Source organism: Chryseobacterium culicis (assembly GCF_002979755.1).
Taxonomy (GTDB): domain Bacteria; phylum Bacteroidota; class Bacteroidia; order Flavobacteriales; family Weeksellaceae; genus Chryseobacterium; species Chryseobacterium culicis_A.
This window is the reverse complement of the sequence record NZ_PCPP01000001.1, coordinates 688,594-706,852: the sequence shown is the minus strand read 5'-3', so window position 1 is coordinate 706,852 and position 18,259 is coordinate 688,594. Positions and strand designations below refer to the sequence as shown.

Below are 18,259 nucleotides of genomic sequence, written 5' to 3'. Positions count from 1 at the left end.
TATTTAAATTGTATTAAAGTATCAGAATAATGATAGTTTTATTTTAAGTTTAAAATTTGTTCCTTTGTACAATAATCAGCAGTTTTAATGAAGAAATCAGAAGCAACCCGACTTACTATTCTCCAGAAAGCGTTCGAATTAATCTATGTAAAAGGTTTCCAGACAACAAGCATTGATGAAATTATCGCAACGACTCAGGTGACGAAAGGTGCTTTTTACTATCATTTTAAAACTAAAGATGAGATGGGACTGGCTATTATCAACGAACTGATGAAGCCTAACTTCAGACGCAACTTTATTGAATCCCTCCAAAACAACAGAAATCCTCTGGACAATATTTATGAGATCATCCATAATCTCCTGATGGAAAATGATTTTCTAAAAGTTGAGTACGGCTGCCCTACTTCCAATTTTGTACAGCAAATGGCCCCATGGCACACTGCCTTTACCCAGGCTTTACATGAACTTTCGAAAGAATGGGAAGAAGCTTTTACTGAAAGTATTGAAAAAGGTAAAAAGGAAGGAATTATTAAAAAGGAAGTCAGCGCAAGAGAAGTCAGTGTTTTTGTCATTTCCGGGTATTGGGGAGTCAGAAATTTGGGGAAGGTTGAAAATTCAAAAGAAGTATATCTTGTTTATTTAAAGGGACTTAAGTCTTACTTCAAAACGCTTCAATAATTTTTTTACTCAAAAACATACTAACTAGTATGTTTTTATTATACCTTTGTCCTGTTCTAAAAAATAACCCATGTACCAAACCCTTACTTTTTTACATTCATTAACCCGATGGTTGGTCTTAATAAGCTTACTCTATGCTATTTACCGTTCTCTCAAAGGATTTATGTCGGAAAGAAAATTTACAGGAACTGATAATGCTGTAAGGCATTGGACCGCTACTATAGCTCATATCCAACTGATCATAGGAATGGTATTTTATCTGAAAAGCCCGGTAATTCAATACTTCTGGAAGAATCTGAATGCAGCCAAAGAATCTTTTGAACATCTGTTTTTTGGTGTGATTCATATTTCATTGATGATTACCGCCATTATTATCATCACGGTTGGTTCTGCTTTAACCAAAAGAAAGCCTTCAGATAAGGAAAAATTCAAAACTATGGGCATCTGGTTTTCTATTGCGCTGATTATTATTTTCATTGCCATTCCGTGGCCCTTTTCTCCTTTTGTAAACAGACCTTATTTCAGATAATTATGATAGATTTATTTAAAACAAAAATCGGACGGCTGAGAATTCTGGCTATTTTAGAAGGGATCTCATTATTGACCCTGATAGGCATTGCCGTTCCTATGAAGTATTGGATGGGAAATCCTTTATTGGTAAGGCTTATCGGCCCGGTACACGGAACATTATTCCTGCTTTTCCTATTCAATACATTGAGTGTTGGCGTAGAACAGAACTGGAAGTTCAAAGAAATAACATGGAAAGTAATTCTTGCCTGCTTTATTCCGTTGGGAACATTTTATATTGACAAAAAAATACTGAGCAAGCTATAAAAAGTCTTTTTATATTCTGTGGAATTGCCCTTATTCTCTATGTTGCCTACAGAATATACCGATTCCAGACTTTAGATAACGGATTACCGGAGCTGCTCAAAAAAGGAGCGATAATTCTCGATGTAAGAACTGAAAAAGAATATGAAACGGGACATATAGAAGGTTCTGTAAATATTTCATTAGGAACAATCAGAGAGCGGTACGTAGAATTAGATCCGGAAAAAACATACATTACAGTATACTCTCATGGGCTTCGAAGTGTAAAAGCTGAAAATATTCTCAAAGAAAGAGGCTTCAGGCATATTCATAACGGAGGTGCCTGGACAGACCTTCAGAAAACAATGGGTCAATAAAGAAAAATCTCTCCTGCATATCATTTACAGGAGAGATTTATTTTTAAATGGTTTTATCGTCAAGCCATACAACTTTTTGTTCCGGTGAATGTTCCTGTCCTATGATGTCTCTGTACAATTCAGGTCTTCGGGCTTTAATATACCTGTATCCTCCTGCCTGAGTAAGCTTTTCGGGAGTAATGACAGCCGATTCAAAGCTATCTTCCCAAGAATGACATTCTGCAATAATATCTCCGAAAGGATCTATAATCATGGAACATCCGTTTTTCAGCTGGTCATCATCCATACCTACAGGGTTTGAAAAAACAATATAAGCACCATTATCATAAGCTCTTGACGGAAGCCACTTCATCAGCCAGTCTCTGCCTTTCATTCCCTTAAATTCCAACTGTAAAGAGGTAGGATCTGCGACCCTGTTTTCCCATAGCTGAGGATCCACAAACCCAGCTCCCGGCCTTGTAGAAGGGGTGCCCATGGTAACGTGTGGCATAAAAATTATCTCGGCTCCCAGAAGTCTTGTTGCTCTGACATTTTCAATGACGTTGTTATCATAGCAGATGAGAATTCCACACTTCCAACCCATAATATCAAATACACAATACTCATTCCCAGGGGTAAGGTTGGGATTGATAAAAGGATGAAGTTTTCGGTATTTAGCCTTTAGTACTGTTTTATCAACACATACATATGCTTTGAAAAGATTATCATATTGGTCTTTTTCAAACAGACCTGCTAATAGAGTAATATTATATTTTATGGCAATCTCCTGCAATTTTTGGATGCTCTCCCCTTCCGGAATACGTTCAGCAACGTCGAGGAGTTGTTCTTTGGAAAGTTTCCTTGCAAAAGTATAGCCTGTGATTGAACATTCATGAAAAACAATCACATGAGAGCCTTTGGATGCCGCTTCAGCAGCTAATTTTTCGATAACGGACAGGTTATAAGCCTTATCTCCGCTTTTGTTTTCAAATTGTGCGGTTGAAATTTTAATATTCATTGATTTTTTTTAAGCAAAACTAGAGAGATCCGCCGCTGAAAAATTGTATAAAACCGACATGTCCGGTTTACAGCTCAATGAAATTAACAGCCATCTTATTTTCTGTATTCAGATACTGCTTGGGAGTAAGCCCGATATTATTTTTAAATTCTCTGATAAGGTGTGACTGGTCAGAATATCCCGCTTCATATGAAAGCATCGTCATATTTTCATGATCAAATCCTTTATTCATAAGGCTTAAAAAGTAATGAAGACGGATAATATTTCCATATTTTTTGGGAGATATTCCCATATGATATTCAAATTTCCTTTCCAGATGCCGTTCAGAATATCCAGTGAAGCTTTGCAAATTTTTGGAGGATACAGAGCCTTTATTCTGAAGTATATATTGCTGTGTTGCAGCTATCATATGATGTTCAGCATGCATGCTTTCCGATAAAAAATCAGTAAAAAATGTATTCAGATCATTAATAACAGCTAACGGGTTTGCCTTATTAAACAGTTTTTCCTGAAATACTTCCAGTTTATTTTTCAATACATCTTCCACAGAAACAATCTGATTACTGATTTCCTTAACAGAAGTTTTTAAAAGGATATTCAGAAAATAAGGCTGGAATACAACAGCAATCAGAGAAAATCTCCCTTTTGAAGAAAAATCTTTATATCCGTTTAAAGCTCCGTAAAAAAAGGAAAGTGGCATACTATTCTCTGAAATGCCGGAATACAGATTCATATCCCCGGATAGAATAAGTCCGGAACTCCCATCAGTAAAGAGCCTTAGGTACCTTATATCACTTTCGGAATTTTCCAAAAAGATATAATGCCTGATATAAAGCGCTAAATGTTTAGGAGGCGAAATCTGCATCCATCAAATGTACGTAAAACATATTTATTGAAAAGAAATCAACGGAAGGTACCACATTTTATTCCCATTTGGTCAGGTATTTGAATGTTTTCACGTATATATTCATCATTTTCTATTGAAAATACATCTTTTAAACAAAACCAATCACTAAAATATTATATCATGTCAACACAAAATCTTACCCATCTCGAAGCGATCAAAAAGATCAAAGAATTATCAGAAAGTGCAAAAATATGTATGTTCTGTACAGAATTAGAAACCGTTCCTGTCAATTCCCGACCCATGACACTCCAGGAGACGGATGACAGTGGAAACCTTTGGTTTATCAGCAGTGGTACCAGCAATAAAAATTTTGAAATAAAAGAAGACCGCAGAGTGCAGCTATTTTTTATGAATAACAGTGACTCCCAATATCTTTCCGTATACGGAGAAGCGTCTGTTTATAAGGATAAAGCCACTATTGAAGATAAATGGTCTCCACTGGCAAAAGCCTGGTTTGACGGAAAAGATGATCCCAATGTAACCATTATTCGTGTAGAACCTAGAGAAACCTATTACTGGGATACGAAAGCCGGAAAACTGGTCAGTCTCTTTAGTTTTGTTGCTTCAGCAATAACAGGTCATAAAACTAATAATTCTGACGGTGTAGAAGGAAATGCAATCATTTAAAAAATAAAAAACGGCTCAAGAAATTGAGCCGTTTATACAAGATTAATAATGCTAATTTTTCACATCTTCTATAGATGCTCCAAAATTAATGTGAAGGACGTTCCCATTAGGCGTTACTAAAGCAGGTACAGACATCACGCCTGCCTTTTCTGCGTCTTCAATTTTGTTTTTGTCATTACCCAAATGGATAATTTCAACATTTTCCAACCCTATAAGGCTGATAATATCATGTTCTGCGCTGATACATACAGGACATCCTGCATGATAAAAAATGGATTTTTTCATAAGATTGTATTAATTAACAAGGGTTTTAATAATATTTTTTAGCTCTTCTGTTTCTTTTTCATGTAAAGGTTTTAAAGGACTTCTCAGGTTCCCGCCATCTTCACCCAGAATATTCAGACCTGACTTCACCGCTCTTGGCAATCCTTTATTGACAATAAATTTTAAAAGGTCAAACTGCTGATAGAAAATTGTTTTTGCTTTTTCAAGATTTCCTTCTTCAACAGCATTGTAAAGGCTGATATTAAGTTCAGGAATAAGATTGGGTGCAGCCGTACACCAACCTCTTGCTCCTGCAGAAAATGCGGCCAGAGCCAAGGGATTGGAACCATTATAGAAAGCAACCTCTTCTCCCAGTTCTCTTCTCAGATGATGCATTCTTTGAATATCTCCCGTACTTTCTTTGATCATGGTTACGTTAGGAATTTCAAGCAGCCTTTTCAACAGGGTTGGAGACATATCCACTCCGCTTGTTGCCGGATTATTGTAAGCCATAATCGGGATAGAAATTTTACGGGCAACCGCGTCATAATGGGTAACAATCTCATCGTCTGTGAGCTTCCAGTAGCTCATCGGAATGATCATCACGGCATCAGCCCCTGCTTTCTCTGCAAATTGAGCATGGTGGATCGTTTTCTCTGTGGTAAGATTGGAAACCCCTACCAGCGTTGGAATTCTTCCCTTTACCTGTTGCAAAGTAGCTTCTGTAACCTCTTCCTTTTCTTCATCAGACAGGTAAGGCATTACCCCTGTACTTCCCAATGGAGCAATACCATGACTTCCGGAAGTGATCAGCCTTTCTACCAAATGTTTGAAAAGAGGAATATCTACTTTTTCATTTTCATCAAAAGGTGTTATGGGATAGGCAATAATCCCTTTAAATGGCACATTTTTCATGTTTTTTGGTTTAAATGTTTAAAATAATTTTAAACCATTAAGAGCTTTTAAGTTGTTAAGAATATTAAGGGTAGCTTTCCTTAAAAAATCATATCCGATATCAATCCAATTAAAAACTACTCGCCTTAATGGTTTAAACAATTGATCCTAAAGGTCTCTGCCTTCTTCTTCTCTCAAAGCCACTCCTAAGTTTTGCAGTTGAGGAGCATTTTCGCAGGCAATATATTTGGCAGGTTCCGTATCACTTAAATTTTGGTGTTTATGCCAAGCCCATGAAGGAATATAAACCGCATCTCCAGCTTCCCAGTATACTCTTTCATCCTCTACTTCTGTCCAGCCTTTTCCTTCGATTACAAATAATACCGTTTCATAAGTATGACGGTGTCTGTTTGTTTGCTGTCCGGGCGTTAATCCACCAATGGTCATGCTTACATTTTTACTTGGAAGATCAACAAAGAAAACCGGATGCTTTCTCTCCGTTGAAAACTGGTTGTGTTCCCCTGCGTTCTCTACATTTTTATGAATTAAATGGCTTGGTTTTACATACTTTGGTCTTGCAAAAGTTTCGTGGAAATCTTTAGAACTGAATTGTTTCTTGTCCATGATTTTAAAATTATTATGGTTTTGTGCTTTATTGCATGACAAAATTATTCTATATTTGGACTGTTTAAATGATTCAGTTTTTACATAAACAGATAGTCCAGATGTTGCGCCCTTGGAAATTAGAATTAGAAATTGATAAAAAGCTTGATAAAGCAGTGTATCTACAGATTGCAGATACTATTATCACGGATATCCGCTCAGGAAGATTAAAAGCAGGAGATGCACTGCCCGGAAGCAGAAATCTTGCCCAGACTTTAAAAATTAACCGAAATACAGTGGTGGAAGCCTATCAGGTTCTGATTAATGAAGAATGGGTAATTTCAAGAGAAAGGAAAGGTATTTTTGTATCCGAAAAGCTTCCTCTGTTGCATGAAAAAAATGCAGATGCAATGCATGATTCTCAAAATCAACGGGCTATGCCTAACGGAGTTCTGATCAATTTTGATGATGGTCATCCTGATAGTAAAATTGCGCCTGTCAATGAACTGGCAAGAGCTTACAGGCAAATCTTCAGTATCAAAGCCAAATGGCAAATGATGGGTTATGGAGATGAACATGGCGATGTAGAGTTCAGGAAAATGATCTCCCAGATGCTTAATCATCAGCGCGGAATGCATATTCATGAAAATGAAATTTCTATTACCCGTGGCAGCCAGATGGGAATGTTTCTTACCGCCCAGACTCTTCTAACTTCCGGAGACCAGGTTATTGTAGAAGATCCAGGATATCAGCCTGCATGGCAAGCCTTTCAATATGCCGGAGCTCAGCTTTTGCGTGTGCCTGTGGATAAAGAAGGAATCAATATAGAAACTATTGAGAGACTTTTGACAGAGCATCAGAACGTCAAAGCCCTATACATTACTCCTCACAGACAATATCCTACTACGGTTACGCTGAGTCTGTCAAGAAGATTAAGATTGATTGAATTATCAAACCAGTATAATGTAACGATTATTGAAGATGATTATGATAATGAATTTCATTTTGGATATCGTCCTATTCTACCCATTTCGAGCTTTCCGGAACTTCACAATTATGTGTATATCGGAACATTGAGTAAAGTGGTAGCACCAGCTTTGAGAATTGGGTATCTGGTCACTAAAAACCAGGAATTGCTGAAAAAAATTGGTGATCTGAGAAAGATCATTGATGTTCATGGAGATGTCATCATGGAACAGGCAGTTCTTCAGCTGATCAAAGAAGGAGCTGTGAAAAAGCATATCAGAAAAGCAACCGTTCATTATAAAAATAAAAGAGATTTTGTTTTTGAACTGTTGAAAAAATGTATGATCGATATTGCAGATTTTACTTTGCCTGAAGGTGGTCTCGCCTTTTGGATTGTTCCTAAAAAACAACTGGATTGGGATGTGGTAACGCAATTATTACTGGATAAAAATATTAAGATTATTCATCCGAAACAATACAGTCAAAATCATGTGAATGGTTTCAGATTAAGCTATGGAGCACTTTCCGAGGAACAGCTGGCACAAAGTATTCCTTTGATTGCTGAGGTCATTTCTAAATTTTAAACAGATTACGCAGAGCATTAGAAACTCTGCGTAATCTGTTGGATCGGATATGTTTTTAGCTCATTACCTTTTCATTGAGGAATGCTATACATCAGTTATAAAACTACTCTACTTCAAAAACCGCCTGAATCTCTACGGAAGAGCCCACAGGAATAGATGAAGCACCTAAAGTAGCTCTGGCATGTTTCCCTTTTTCTCCGAAAACTTCAACCGCCAGATCAGAAGCAACATTCATTAGATCTGCATGTTTTGTATAATCATCTTTGGTATTGAAAATTCCTGTAAGTTGTACACACTGCTTCACTCTGCTTAAATCTCCTCCTACCGCTTCATTCAATACAGAAATAACATTCAGCATAGTCACTTTTGTTGCCTCCTTCACCTGCTGTTCATTAACTTCCACTCCTAATTTTCCGGGCTTGAAAATTTTGCCGTCTTTCAAAGCAACCTGATTGATAAATACCAGATTTCCGGAACGGACAAAAGGCTGATAATTCCCTGCCGGTTTGGGAACCTGTGGAAGCATAATATTTTTCTGCTTTAAGATTTCATTAAAATTCTGACGATTTTCAGCAACAGCTACCGTTTTTTTCGGTCGTATATCTTTTAATGCCCATACTACTTTTGCAAAATTTCTTCCCTGAAGTTCGGCAATATTTCGCTCTCCTTTGGTAGGCCTTTCCACATCTTTTAAAGAAGCCATACTGGTAACTCCCAATACTGTATTTCCCTGTGGAATTGCTTTATTCAATTCTTCTGTTCCGCGGATTCCATTAGACACCAGTACCATTCCGTGCACAGCAAGACTGTTCCAGAATGCCTGAAGTGCCAGTTCTTTTCCTGCTCCACTTCCTGCAGACATGAAAACGGTAGCCGGAACTCCTTCCAAAGCATGGCTGGTCCACAACTGAACAGTTTTCGATAAGAATTCGCTCATTCCGGTACTAATGTTCCCGAAATAAACCGGTGATCCAAAGGCGATTCCATCATAATTTGTAAGTTCATCTACTGTTGCCACTGGTATATCCTTCAGGTTGGGATTTTCTGAAGCTTTAACCAATTTAATATAAGGAACTGCATTATTTTCACTTTCAATTCCTTTGGCTATTTCTTTAGCCAGGTTGTAAGTTCCGCCATTGTCTGAATGGATAAGAACTAATATTTTAGCTTTATTTTGTGCCATGATATTGGTGGTATTAGATAATAAAATTAAAATAAAAAAAAGACATAGTTTTTTCATTCTGAATAAGATATAGATTATATTTTGAATTAATTATTTAGCATGATGTTGATATTACAAAATTACTACTGTCGTTTTTATTAAATTTGCCAAAATATACATACAAAACGACAACATGAAATGTGGACTGATTGAAAAAACGGAAAGCCAGTTTGTAGATTCTATCGAGAAAGAAGCTTATGTGTGGTGTGAAAAAGGCTGGAAGCATGACGATTATGAGCATATGCACAACCGTGCTCAGCTTACCTTTGTAGAAGAAGGTTATCAGTATTTCCATATCGACCAGAAAATTTATCTTGTTCCGCAGCATCATGTCATTTGGATTCCTTCAGAAAAAGCTCACAAAATAACCTCGGAAGCCCAAACAGTCAATCTGATGGTATTCCTGTTCAAGTCGGTTTTTGAAGAAGAATTTTACCAGCATGTTCAGGTATTTGCTGTTCCGCCTGTTTTAAAGGAAATGCTTTTGTATGCTTCAAAATGGAACCAATTACTGGAAGATAATGAAGAACAGGATATTTTTTTTAAAGCCATTTTAAAGAGCCTTCCCAACTTCTGTAAGGAAAGCAGCGGTCTGGAAATTCCTGTACCTACTGATGTAAGACTGATCCCGGTATGTAATGAAATCAATGCTCATTTTAAATATAATCTGGATATTGATGCTCTGGCTGAAAAAGCACAAATGTCTGTGCGAAGCCTGCAGAGAATTTTTAAAAACGAAACAGGAATTACCTTACAGAAATACCTGCAGCTGACAAGGATTTTAAAAAGTATTGAACTGATCGATACCCGACAATATACTTTGAGTGAAGTTGCTTATAAAGTAGGTTATCAAAGTCTGTCAGCATTCACGTCATCTTATTTTGCCATCATGCAGACAAAGCCAAAGGTGAATAAGAATTAAGGCTTCTACGTATCATTTCCGGCAACAAAAATCTGAAATTTATCTTAAAATTAAAACTCTGTTGAGCTCGCTTTTAAAGCACCCCAGAATAAATTCAGTGTAATATAACTGGGCATTTAAAGCCTGAGTTTTAGGATGGAGTTCCAGCTTTTTTGTAAGAATAACTTCGCCTTTATAAGCAAATGAAAAATAGGCAAACACTTTGTATCCGGAATTAATGATGGGGTTACAATAACCGGTTGTAGAAATAGACCAGTCGGATTCAAAAAGCTTAGCTACATTGAGAGCCATGGATTGAGAAATAGCTTCTGCTGCTCCGTCAAGATCATCAGGTCCAGGTCTACTTACTTTAAGGAGTCTTACTTTTTCCGGCAGTGTATAAGCTGTCATTCCGCCTTTGTAGAATAAAGGAGCATCCGGCATCTGGGAGAAAGCCAGCTGGAGGCAACCGGAAGTAACACTTTCAGCGATAGAAACAGATTCATCAGCAGCTACCAGAAAATGGCTTATATAATCGAGAAGGTTCTGTTGAAAATTCATAATATTTATATTTTGAGAGGTTCATTTAAAATTATAATAAAAGAGACCAAAAAGCTGCTGAATAAAACCATACAGCAGCTTTCATGATTAAATATTGTAAATGGTGTGAAAGGTATTTTAATCTCTTATTTAAAGACCCTTTCAATAAGGCTGTCTACAAATCCGTTTTATTGTTCTCCAGAATATCAAGAAATCTGTTGATGTATTCTTCTTCTTTCAAAACTTTATAGTATGCTGTTTTTGCATATAAGGTGAAAGAAGGGGATTCAAACCTTACTTCAGCTTCTCTATCAGCAGTATCCGATGTATTCCTGGAATGAAACTCACGGATATGAAGAATATATTCTTCCATGTAGGTGTTTATTGTACCTTTAAGGATCTCACATTTTGCATTGTTTTTAATCTTCTCCAAAGACTTGATCAGGAAAGCCGTCACTCCGTATGAATTGATTATAGGCGGAAACAGAGACTCATTCTCTATCATATTATTTTTATCATTCATCCCGGAATGCCGTAAAGTGTCGTTTTCAAATATCATGTTTAAAAGAGGTATTAGTTATGGGAAGCTTTTAAATATTGCTCGAAATAGTGGAGATCATTTTTATCTTTAATAGACAGATGAAACATGACCTGTTCCGGCTCTTTCAGTCCAATACTGTTGAAACAGTCAAAATGGGCAATCAGTGCCTGTATGTTTTCAATATCAATATCCTTCAGGATGATGAACAACAGAAAGATGTTTTCCTTAATCTCTTTAGCATAAACAGCGGCTCCATCTTCGAAGCAATTTCCCTTATGGACTATTTTTATAAATTCTTTGTGTTTCAGTGTAGTTATTATTTTCTGAGCGTCCATATATTTTGATTTCATGGTTAAATTAAGATGAGTATAAATAACTGATAACCGTTCCTTTTAATCCCCTTTCTTCTCATTACAGCGGTCACCTGTTTCATCACTATCATTGAGCTCACCACCTTCATTTTCCATATTATAAATACTTTTGACAGCACTTATAAAAAAAGAGTGAAGCAGCGCTTTATGCTTATTATTTTCTCTTGTTACTCCATGGTCTCCTTCCTGCTGTTCTTTGCTGGAATTCATATCCTCGGATTCATTGGTTTCATCGGCCATAATATGATATTAAAGTATGGATTATTACGGCCTATAACTGGCACGGATGGCAATTTCAAAAATGAATATTTTTATATTCACCTTAGGTAAGATCTTAAGAATGGTATTGAAAATTACTATACCAAATGTACATAAGAATAACTCACTTTTTTATGATCTGAGTCATCAAAATGAATATTAATATAAAATTTTCCGGTCTTTTAAAGTGATATGCCCTTCCTTTTCCATTTTTTTTAAGGTTCTGATTACAGTTTCCACCCTCAGGCCTGTAAGATTGGCAATCTGCTGGCGTGTAAAGGCAATATGGAAACACTGATGACAGTCTTCATCATGATAGCTTTTAAGATAATCCAATAAGCCCTTCAGTCTCTGCATCGGATTTTCTGATGCAAGGCTCTGCATCATTTTCAGTTTATAAAAAATTTCCTGTGAAAGGCAGGCATTTATTTCCAGCGAAAGCCCCGGATTCTCCGTGATCATTTCAAAGAAATTATTTTTGGGAAGTCTTATAATCCGGGAATCTTCAAGACATATAGCATTGATTGGATAATTCTGATGAAGGAAAAGCATGGCCTCTCCAAAGCTTTGTTTTTTACCCAGAATATTATGAATGAATTCTTTTCCATTTTCATTATAATTATTCAGTTTTACTTTTCCTTCAACAATCTGAAAATAATAAAGTGCATGATCCTCTTCTTTAAAAACAACTTCATGTTTCTTATAATTCCTTTCTTCTCCCCCGAATGAATACAGAAGACTTTCTTCAATATTCATACAACTTATTGTTTTCATAACTTTAATAGATTTTAAGTAAAGAAAGACACAAATAATATACCTAAAATGGATTTTTTAGTATAAAATTTTACGGTTTTCAATTCTTAAAATTTTATCCCTCTCCATATGCTTAATTGTTCTTATGGCGGTTTCCACGCAAAGCCCCGTCAGGCTTGCCATTTGCTGCCTCGTTAACGGAATCAAAAATGAATAAGGTGTCAAATCTTTTTGAAAACTCTTCAAATAATCCATCAAACCTCTAAGCCTGATAGATGGGTTTTGAGATGAAAGATTCTGCATCATAATGAATTTGTAATAAAGGCGTTCAGAAAGAAAACTGTTAACCTCCATGTATAATTCAGGATTTTGATTCAGTAAATTGAAAAAGACAGATTTGTGAAGCCTCAGAACACTACATTCTGTAATGGCTTCAGCATTCATAGGGTAAGGTTTTTCTATAAACAGAATAGATTCCCCACAGCTTTCTCCGTCAGATAAAATGTTTTGAATAAATTCTTTTCCCTCCTCATTGTAATTGTTGAGTTTTACTTCCCCTTTAATAATCTGGTAATAATAAGTAGGAATATCCCCTTCACAGAATATCACTTCTGAAGGGGTATAGTGTTTCGTTTCTGCTCCCGCTGAAATCAAAATATTTTCGTCGATAACCATAATAGTTGTTTTTGGCGTTGTTTTCTTCTTCTCCTCTTCTTAGTCTTAGTAAAAATATTGGTAATCGATTCTAAGATGTATGCAAAAACCGCACCTTAATTATTGTTTTTAAAGTTAAAAAACGTTAAAAATTTTAACAACTTCAATCATATTTTTCATTTATTGACTAAATATCGTTACTAAAAATGCAATTAAATTACTATTTCGATACCACATTTTTAAGCTAGAATTTTGACATTATATAGGAGAACAATACAATAAAACCCGTTTTCACTTAATGAAAACGGGTTTTTCAAAGTAATAACAGAAAAAACTACTATTTCTTTGGAATTTTATTTTTATGAGCTCCTGTAGTATCTGCAAGTTTTTTTGAGGAAACCGTATCACGATGTACTGTATCGGAAGGGATTGGACTTATAGGAGAAACAGAATCCGTCCTTATGGTATCAGCTATGACAGTGTCTGTTGTAACATGAGTTTCTGTCCTCGATTCTTTTTTGCAGCTCAGGACAATAATTCCTATCAGCAGGCTTGACATAATAAACTTCATAATACTCTATTTTGTGGTGATAGATCAAAGGTAGACTATTGTGAAGCAGCTTTCTTATGACTTAAGTCATAATGCTTTATATTTAATTATTTCGCAAATTTCTTAGTTCCAGCAACACATAAGATCACTCCTACCGTTACTCCCAGCATTCCCATGCTCACCTGCTCATGAAGAAGCCAGGCGGCCAAGGCCAAACCAAAGAAAGGCTGAAGCAGTTGCAGCTGTCCCACAGTAGCGATTCCTCCCTGTGCTAATCCTTTATACCAGAATATAAATCCAATAAACATACTGAAAAGAGAAATGTAGCCCAGCCCAAACCATCCCTGAAAACTAACATGTCCAATATCCTCAGGAAAATAAATAAAGAATAAAGGAATCATAACAGGCAATGCCAGTACCAAAGCCCAGGAAATCACCTGCCAGCCACCTAATGTTTTGGATAATTTCGCGCCTTCAGCATAGCCCATACCACATAAAATAACTGCCAGCAGCATCAGAATATCGCCAATTGGTGACGCTGATATTCCTTGTGAAACAGCATATCCAATCACTAAAAGACTTCCTACAATCGAAAAAAACCAAAATATAGGATGAGGCCTCTCACCCCCACGGAAAACTCCAAATATAGCGGTTGCCAAAGGCAGCATTCCCAGAAATACAATGGAGTGAGCCGAAGTAAGATACTGAAGAGCCAGTGCAGAAAGAAGCGGAAAACCTACCACACAGCCAAGAGAAACCAGAAGCACAGGAACGAATTGTTCTTTCACCGGTCGTTTTTCTTTGCCCACCCATAATACGATTAAAGCCAATACTCCGGCAACAGCTGCACGGACTATTGTTACAAAAGTTGGGCTCATTTCCATTACCGCTAGTTTGGTAGCAGGCAGCCCTCCACTAAATAATACAACACCAATGAAGCCATTGATCCATCCGCTTATATTTTCATCTTTTGTTATCTGATTTGTCATCATTGTAAGAAAGGTTTTAATTGATGGTTCAAAATTAGAAAGGATAATTTGATAAACACAGTATCAGTTTTGTATATTTGCATGAGCACAGTTTGAAAATATGAGCAAAGAATTTTTATACACAGAAATTGCAGACGGAATTGCAGGGCAGATCAGAAATGGCATTTTAAAGACCGGAGACAAGCTTCCTTCGGTAAGAATGCTATGTCAGGAACATCAGGTGAGTATGAACACTGCTAAACGTGTTTTCCTCGAACTGGAATCCCAATCTTTGATAGAATCAAAACCACAGTCAGGATATTTTGTAAGCCAGCTGCTCTCTGTAAAACTTCCTTTACCCGAAGTGAGCCGTCCGTCATTGATTGCCAATAATGATGAACCGGATGAGCTGATCAGTAAAGTGTATGAAAATATGGGCAAAAAGGACCTTACTTTTTTCTCTATCGGTATTCCGTCCGGAGATCTTTTACCTCAGGCAAAACTAAAAAAAGAAATAGTGAATGCCATCAGAGAATTAAAAGACGGAGGTACTGACTATGAAGAACTTCAGGGAAATCTGAAGCTCAGAAGAATGATTGCTATACGTTCTTTGCAATGGGGAGGAAACCTGAGCGAAAATGATTTGATTACCACCAATGGCGGAATGAATGCTCTTTCTTTCTGCTTAATGGCTCTGGGAAAACCAGGAGACACAATTGCTATTGAAAGTCCCTGTTATCCGGGTATTTTACAGCTGGCAAACGGATTAGGCCTAAAAGTACTGGAACTTCCCACCCATCCTACTACCGGAATAGAAATTGAAGCCTTAAAAAAAGTAATTCCCAAGATAGATCTGTGTCTGTTGATTCCCAACTTCAATTCTCCGCTGGGAAGTTGTATGCCTGATGAAAATAAAAAAGAAATTGTAAAAATATTGTCGGAAAACAATATTCCGCTGATAGAAGATGATGTGTATGGAGACCTTTATTTTGGTTCCAGCCGTCCAAAATGCTGCAAATCTTTCGATAAAGACGGAAATGTACTGTACTGCAGTTCGATTTCAAAAACACTGGCTCCCGGCTATCGTGTTGGATGGATTGCTCCTGGGAAATACAAAGACAAGATCATGAAATTAAAACTCTTGCATTCCACATCTTCTATTTCTATTGTGAATGAAGCTGTCGCCAACTTTCTGAAATCTGGGAAGTACGAAAAACACCTTCAGCAGCTTCGTAGAACCTTACAGTTCAACTATCAGAATTATGTTCAAACTATTGCAGAATCATTCCCGGAAGGCACCAAAACCAGCCGTCCACAGGGAGGATTATCATTATGGGTAGAATTTGATAAAAAGATCCGGACCACAGAATTATATGATCTGGCTATCAAACAAAACATCAGTATAGCTCCCGGAAGAATGTTTACCTTTCAGGAGCAGTTTGAAAACTGTATGAGACTTTGTATAGGCCTTCCCTGGTCGGAAAATACACAGGCAAAGCTCAGACAGGTGGGAAATCTTGCCAAAAAAATTTATTGAAAGTAAGGAGGCTGGAAGATGGAAGTTATTATAGTTTTAAGAATAGATTATGTCGATTCTTATTAAGGATGTTTGAATAATAACTATCAAGTTCTTCTGTGTTTACCAGAACTTCAAGCTTCCCTCTCCCATCTTCCAGCCTTCTTTATTTATTATCAGGAACAAAATTCTTTCTTGCCAGTTCTTTTCTTACACGGCTAAGACTCTCAGGAGTAATCCCCAGGTAAGAAGCAATCATCCATTGTGGAACTCTCAACAGTAAATCCGGATACATTTTAATAAATTTCATGTATCTTTCTTCTGCAGTCTCTCCCAATAAAGAATTGATCCTGTTTTGAAGACTTCTGATATGTTTCTGCAGCAGAAAATCACTTCTCTCAATACTGTTTGGGAATTGTTCCACCAATTTATTAAAGAAATCGGGATGTAAAAACAGTACCTCTGAATCTTCCACTGCTTCTATATAATAAATGGATTTTTCATTGAAATAAAGACTGCTTCGGTCAGAAATCAGCCAGCTTTCCGGGGCAAACTGTATAATATGTTCTTTTCCGTTTTTATCAATAGAATACATTTTTATCAGTCCTTTTTCTACAAAGAATATATGACGGCATATTTCGCCATACTGAAGAAGAAACTGGTTTTTAGGAATTTTCTTTACTTCATAGTGCAGGCTACAGGTGTTCACGTTTTGAAGCGGAACATTTAAAACTTTAGCTAAATAATTATTTATATTCTTCATGATACAATCTGGCTTAAAGAAATATCCTGGTGCGAAGCATTGTTGATGGACTTTCCGTTCTCAATTACAATCAGCTGTGGACTTTCGTGTCTGATTTCAAAATCTGCGGCTATTTTATTAGAAACAGGTCTGTGAGCCAGAAGATCCAGGTAATAAACATGAACCGACTGATCTGAACTTTCCACTTCTTTTTCAAAGTTTCTCAGTACTGTTTTACTGATGAAACAGCTTGTTGAATGCTTGAATATAGCAATTTTATTCTGAAAAGAGTCTTCTATAGCTTTTGTAAGGTCTTCTTCAGACTCTATCTTTTTCCAGAATGATTTTTGATCAGGGGTTTCGCTTTTTCCACCAAATATTTTATCAAAAAAACTCATACATTAAATTGTTTTAGATGGTGATCAAGATGTTTATATTCTAAAAATGTCCAGTCTTTTTCAGTCATTTTACCGAATAATCTGTGATGATCCGGCAGCCTGTTCTTTTCACAAGCTTCCCGGAATTCTTCCAGCGTTTTCAGCAGATTGGTTTTTGATACATCAAAATCACACTCAAAATTAACGATTAGTTTTTGAAAAGTAGGCATGTTTCTGGGAATTCCATTATTGAAAACATACATTTCTACTTTTGTAAAGATTCCTATAGTCTCGAATACCACATTAATACGGGGAAGTTCAATTTTCCGCAGGGCTACCTGAAGAACTAGATCACAATGCTTTACCATTTGACATACGCTCATTTTCCCCCATTTTCCAATGGAGTTTTCAGATAACAAAGAAATTCTCTTTACAATTTCGTTGTAGTATATGGGATTATCAAGACGCTTTCTTACCAACCTTTTTCTTTCTTCAGATTTTCAATATGAGCAAAATGATGATTACAATGCCAGACGTACAAAGCAAGGCTTTCTCTTAAATTATAACTTTTATTGTGCTCAGGATGATGAAAAGTTCTTTCAAACTGTTTATTGGTAAGGCTTTTAAGAAGTACCACCCATCTTTGGTGTGTTCCTTTCAACATTCTCATTGCCGGCTTTACAGGCATATGGAAACTGTCCTGAAGTTCTGCCCATTTCGCTTCATCATAGGGTTTTATTGTAGGATTATCTTCCGTAAGAGCCAGCTTAAAACGGATAAAACTGTTCATATGACTGTCTGAAAGATGGTTCACAAGCTGTCTTACCGTCCAGCCTCCTTCTCTGTAAGGAGTATCCAATTGGTCGTCTGCAAAATGTTCAATGAGATTTTTTAGCCTGCCGGGAAAGTCTTTAATCACTTTGATATAAGTATCCAAGGTAGTGTCACAGATGCTTTCGGGAGCTTCAAACGGTCCTATTGGAAACTTTTTTTTCTCTAAATCACTCATTGTTCAAGGGTTTTAATTTTTAAATATTGCCGATTTGTCCGATCATTTTCTTTTCAGACAATTTTCAAATATCAGCTTGTGCGAATTTATCAAAAATTCAAGGATTTAAAGTGAATAAAGCATTAATTATACCGATAATGATTTTTGTGG

26 protein-coding genes are annotated in these 18,259 nt (G+C 36.5%); 8 read left to right on the top strand and 18 right to left on the bottom strand.

Annotation, left to right across the window (positions count from 1 at the left end; genetic code table 11):
- Window positions 1-87 precede the first annotated feature (87 nt).
- The 4 genes from CQ022_RS03345 (at window position 88) to CQ022_RS03330 (ending at window position 1,865) form a co-directional block, all read left to right on the top strand.
- On the top strand, window positions 88-678 hold the full coding sequence (locus CQ022_RS03345; RefSeq protein ID WP_105682366.1) for a TetR/AcrR family transcriptional regulator: 591 nt from the start codon (window positions 88-90) through the stop codon (window positions 676-678).
- Window positions 679-748: 70 nt separating this feature from the next.
- Window positions 749-1,207: a hypothetical protein gene (locus CQ022_RS03340; protein WP_105682367.1), complete on the top strand. Its 459-nt coding sequence runs from the start codon at window positions 749-751 to the stop codon at window positions 1,205-1,207.
- A 2-nt stretch (window positions 1,208-1,209) separates the two neighbouring features.
- Entirely contained in the window at window positions 1,210-1,512 is a 303-nt protein-coding gene (locus CQ022_RS03335; protein ID WP_105682368.1) for a DUF3817 domain-containing protein, read from the top strand.
- Window positions 1,509-1,865, top strand: a complete 357-nt coding sequence (locus CQ022_RS03330; protein WP_105682776.1) for a rhodanese-like domain-containing protein — start codon at window positions 1,509-1,511, stop codon at window positions 1,863-1,865. The genes CQ022_RS03335 and CQ022_RS03330 overlap by 4 nt, the downstream gene beginning before the upstream one ends.
- Before the next feature lie 43 nt (window positions 1,866-1,908).
- Here the strand turns inward: CQ022_RS03330 and CQ022_RS03325 are convergent, their stop codons facing one another.
- Complete coding sequence (locus tag CQ022_RS03325; protein WP_105682369.1) at window positions 1,909-2,862, bottom strand: nitrilase family protein; 954 nt, start codon at window positions 2,860-2,862, stop codon at window positions 1,909-1,911.
- Window positions 2,863-2,929: 67 nt separating this feature from the next.
- Window positions 2,930-3,727: a helix-turn-helix domain-containing protein gene (locus CQ022_RS03320; protein ID WP_105682370.1), complete on the bottom strand. Its 798-nt coding sequence runs from the start codon at window positions 3,725-3,727 to the stop codon at window positions 2,930-2,932.
- A gap of 162 nt (window positions 3,728-3,889) precedes the next feature.
- Here CQ022_RS03320 and CQ022_RS03315 point away from each other — a divergent pair, with 162 nt between their 5' ends.
- On the top strand, window positions 3,890-4,396 hold the full coding sequence (locus tag CQ022_RS03315; RefSeq protein WP_105682371.1) for a pyridoxamine 5'-phosphate oxidase family protein: 507 nt from the start codon (window positions 3,890-3,892) through the stop codon (window positions 4,394-4,396).
- Between the two features lie 51 nt (window positions 4,397-4,447).
- Here CQ022_RS03315 and CQ022_RS03310 read toward each other — a convergent pair whose 3' ends face one another.
- The 3 genes from CQ022_RS03310 to CQ022_RS03300 all read right to left on the bottom strand — a co-directional run bounded on the left by CQ022_RS03310 (window position 4,448) and on the right by CQ022_RS03300 (window position 6,178).
- On the bottom strand, window positions 4,448-4,681 hold the full coding sequence (locus CQ022_RS03310; RefSeq protein WP_105682372.1) for a thioredoxin family protein: 234 nt from the start codon (window positions 4,679-4,681) through the stop codon (window positions 4,448-4,450).
- Between the two features lie 9 nt (window positions 4,682-4,690).
- Window positions 4,691-5,575: a dihydrodipicolinate synthase family protein gene (locus tag CQ022_RS03305; protein ID WP_105682373.1), complete on the bottom strand. Its 885-nt coding sequence runs from the start codon at window positions 5,573-5,575 to the stop codon at window positions 4,691-4,693.
- A 147-nt stretch (window positions 5,576-5,722) separates the two neighbouring features.
- On the bottom strand, window positions 5,723-6,178 hold the full coding sequence (locus CQ022_RS03300; RefSeq protein ID WP_062669648.1) for a cupin domain-containing protein: 456 nt from the start codon (window positions 6,176-6,178) through the stop codon (window positions 5,723-5,725).
- Window positions 6,179-6,279: 101 nt separating this feature from the next.
- Here CQ022_RS03300 and CQ022_RS03295 point away from each other — a divergent pair, with 101 nt between their 5' ends.
- Complete coding sequence (locus tag CQ022_RS03295; RefSeq protein WP_105682777.1) at window positions 6,280-7,707, top strand: PLP-dependent aminotransferase family protein; 1,428 nt, start codon at window positions 6,280-6,282, stop codon at window positions 7,705-7,707.
- 103 nt (window positions 7,708-7,810) lie between these two features.
- Here the strand turns inward: CQ022_RS03295 and CQ022_RS03290 are convergent, their stop codons facing one another.
- Window positions 7,811-8,947: an Atu1372/SO_1960 family protein gene (locus CQ022_RS03290; RefSeq protein WP_105682374.1), complete on the bottom strand. Its 1,137-nt coding sequence runs from the start codon at window positions 8,945-8,947 to the stop codon at window positions 7,811-7,813.
- 115 nt (window positions 8,948-9,062) lie between these two features.
- Here CQ022_RS03290 and CQ022_RS03285 point away from each other — a divergent pair, with 115 nt between their 5' ends.
- Entirely contained in the window at window positions 9,063-9,851 is a 789-nt protein-coding gene (locus tag CQ022_RS03285) for an AraC family transcriptional regulator (RefSeq protein ID WP_228421647.1), read from the top strand.
- Window positions 9,852-9,890: 39 nt separating this feature from the next.
- Here CQ022_RS03285 and CQ022_RS03280 read toward each other — a convergent pair whose 3' ends face one another.
- The 8 genes from CQ022_RS03280 to CQ022_RS03245 all read right to left on the bottom strand — a co-directional run bounded on the left by CQ022_RS03280 (window position 9,891) and on the right by CQ022_RS03245 (window position 14,489).
- The gene (locus CQ022_RS03280) at window positions 9,891-10,391 is read right to left on the bottom strand and encodes a CinA family protein (protein ID WP_105682376.1); all 501 of its coding nucleotides are present in this window, start codon (window positions 10,389-10,391) and stop codon (window positions 9,891-9,893) included.
- Between the two features lie 154 nt (window positions 10,392-10,545).
- Window positions 10,546-10,929, bottom strand: coding sequence for a hypothetical protein (locus tag CQ022_RS03275; protein ID WP_123864375.1), 384 nt, complete (start codon window positions 10,927-10,929; stop codon window positions 10,546-10,548).
- 14 nt (window positions 10,930-10,943) lie between these two features.
- Entirely contained in the window at window positions 10,944-11,261 is a 318-nt protein-coding gene (locus tag CQ022_RS03270) for a hypothetical protein (RefSeq protein ID WP_105682378.1), read from the bottom strand.
- A gap of 42 nt (window positions 11,262-11,303) precedes the next feature.
- Window positions 11,304-11,522 (bottom strand): hypothetical protein, encoded by a 219-nt coding sequence (locus tag CQ022_RS03265; RefSeq protein ID WP_105682379.1) that lies wholly within the window; start codon window positions 11,520-11,522, stop codon window positions 11,304-11,306.
- A 177-nt stretch (window positions 11,523-11,699) separates the two neighbouring features.
- Window positions 11,700-12,314: a Crp/Fnr family transcriptional regulator gene (locus tag CQ022_RS03260; RefSeq protein ID WP_228421649.1), complete on the bottom strand. Its 615-nt coding sequence runs from the start codon at window positions 12,312-12,314 to the stop codon at window positions 11,700-11,702.
- A gap of 57 nt (window positions 12,315-12,371) precedes the next feature.
- Entirely contained in the window at window positions 12,372-12,968 is a 597-nt protein-coding gene (locus tag CQ022_RS03255; protein WP_105682380.1) for a Crp/Fnr family transcriptional regulator, read from the bottom strand.
- 316 nt (window positions 12,969-13,284) lie between these two features.
- Complete coding sequence (locus CQ022_RS03250) at window positions 13,285-13,518, bottom strand: hypothetical protein (RefSeq protein ID WP_105682381.1); 234 nt, start codon at window positions 13,516-13,518, stop codon at window positions 13,285-13,287.
- 86 nt (window positions 13,519-13,604) lie between these two features.
- The gene (locus CQ022_RS03245) at window positions 13,605-14,489 is read right to left on the bottom strand and encodes a DMT family transporter (RefSeq protein WP_105682382.1); all 885 of its coding nucleotides are present in this window, start codon (window positions 14,487-14,489) and stop codon (window positions 13,605-13,607) included.
- Window positions 14,490-14,586: 97 nt separating this feature from the next.
- Here CQ022_RS03245 and CQ022_RS03240 point away from each other — a divergent pair, with 97 nt between their 5' ends.
- Complete coding sequence (locus CQ022_RS03240) at window positions 14,587-16,002, top strand: PLP-dependent aminotransferase family protein (protein WP_105682383.1); 1,416 nt, start codon at window positions 14,587-14,589, stop codon at window positions 16,000-16,002.
- Window positions 16,003-16,147: 145 nt separating this feature from the next.
- On the opposite strand, the gene CQ022_RS03235 is transcribed toward CQ022_RS03240, so the two are convergent.
- The 4 genes from CQ022_RS03235 to CQ022_RS03220 are packed head-to-tail and all read right to left on the bottom strand — an operon-like array spanning window position 16,148 to window position 18,109.
- Window positions 16,148-16,744: a Crp/Fnr family transcriptional regulator gene (locus tag CQ022_RS03235; protein WP_089691886.1), complete on the bottom strand. Its 597-nt coding sequence runs from the start codon at window positions 16,742-16,744 to the stop codon at window positions 16,148-16,150.
- The gene (gene ytxJ, locus CQ022_RS03230) at window positions 16,741-17,121 is read right to left on the bottom strand and encodes a bacillithiol system redox-active protein YtxJ (protein WP_105682384.1); all 381 of its coding nucleotides are present in this window, start codon (window positions 17,119-17,121) and stop codon (window positions 16,741-16,743) included. The genes CQ022_RS03235 and ytxJ overlap by 4 nt, the downstream gene beginning before the upstream one ends.
- Window positions 17,118-17,579, bottom strand: a complete 462-nt coding sequence (locus tag CQ022_RS03225) for a DUF1569 domain-containing protein (protein ID WP_228421651.1) — start codon at window positions 17,577-17,579, stop codon at window positions 17,118-17,120. Before CQ022_RS03225 ends, ytxJ begins: the two co-directional genes overlap by 4 nt.
- Entirely contained in the window at window positions 17,573-18,109 is a 537-nt protein-coding gene (locus CQ022_RS03220; RefSeq protein WP_105682385.1) for a YfiT family bacillithiol transferase, read from the bottom strand. Before CQ022_RS03220 ends, CQ022_RS03225 begins: the two co-directional genes overlap by 7 nt.
- Window positions 18,110-18,259 lie beyond the last annotated feature (150 nt).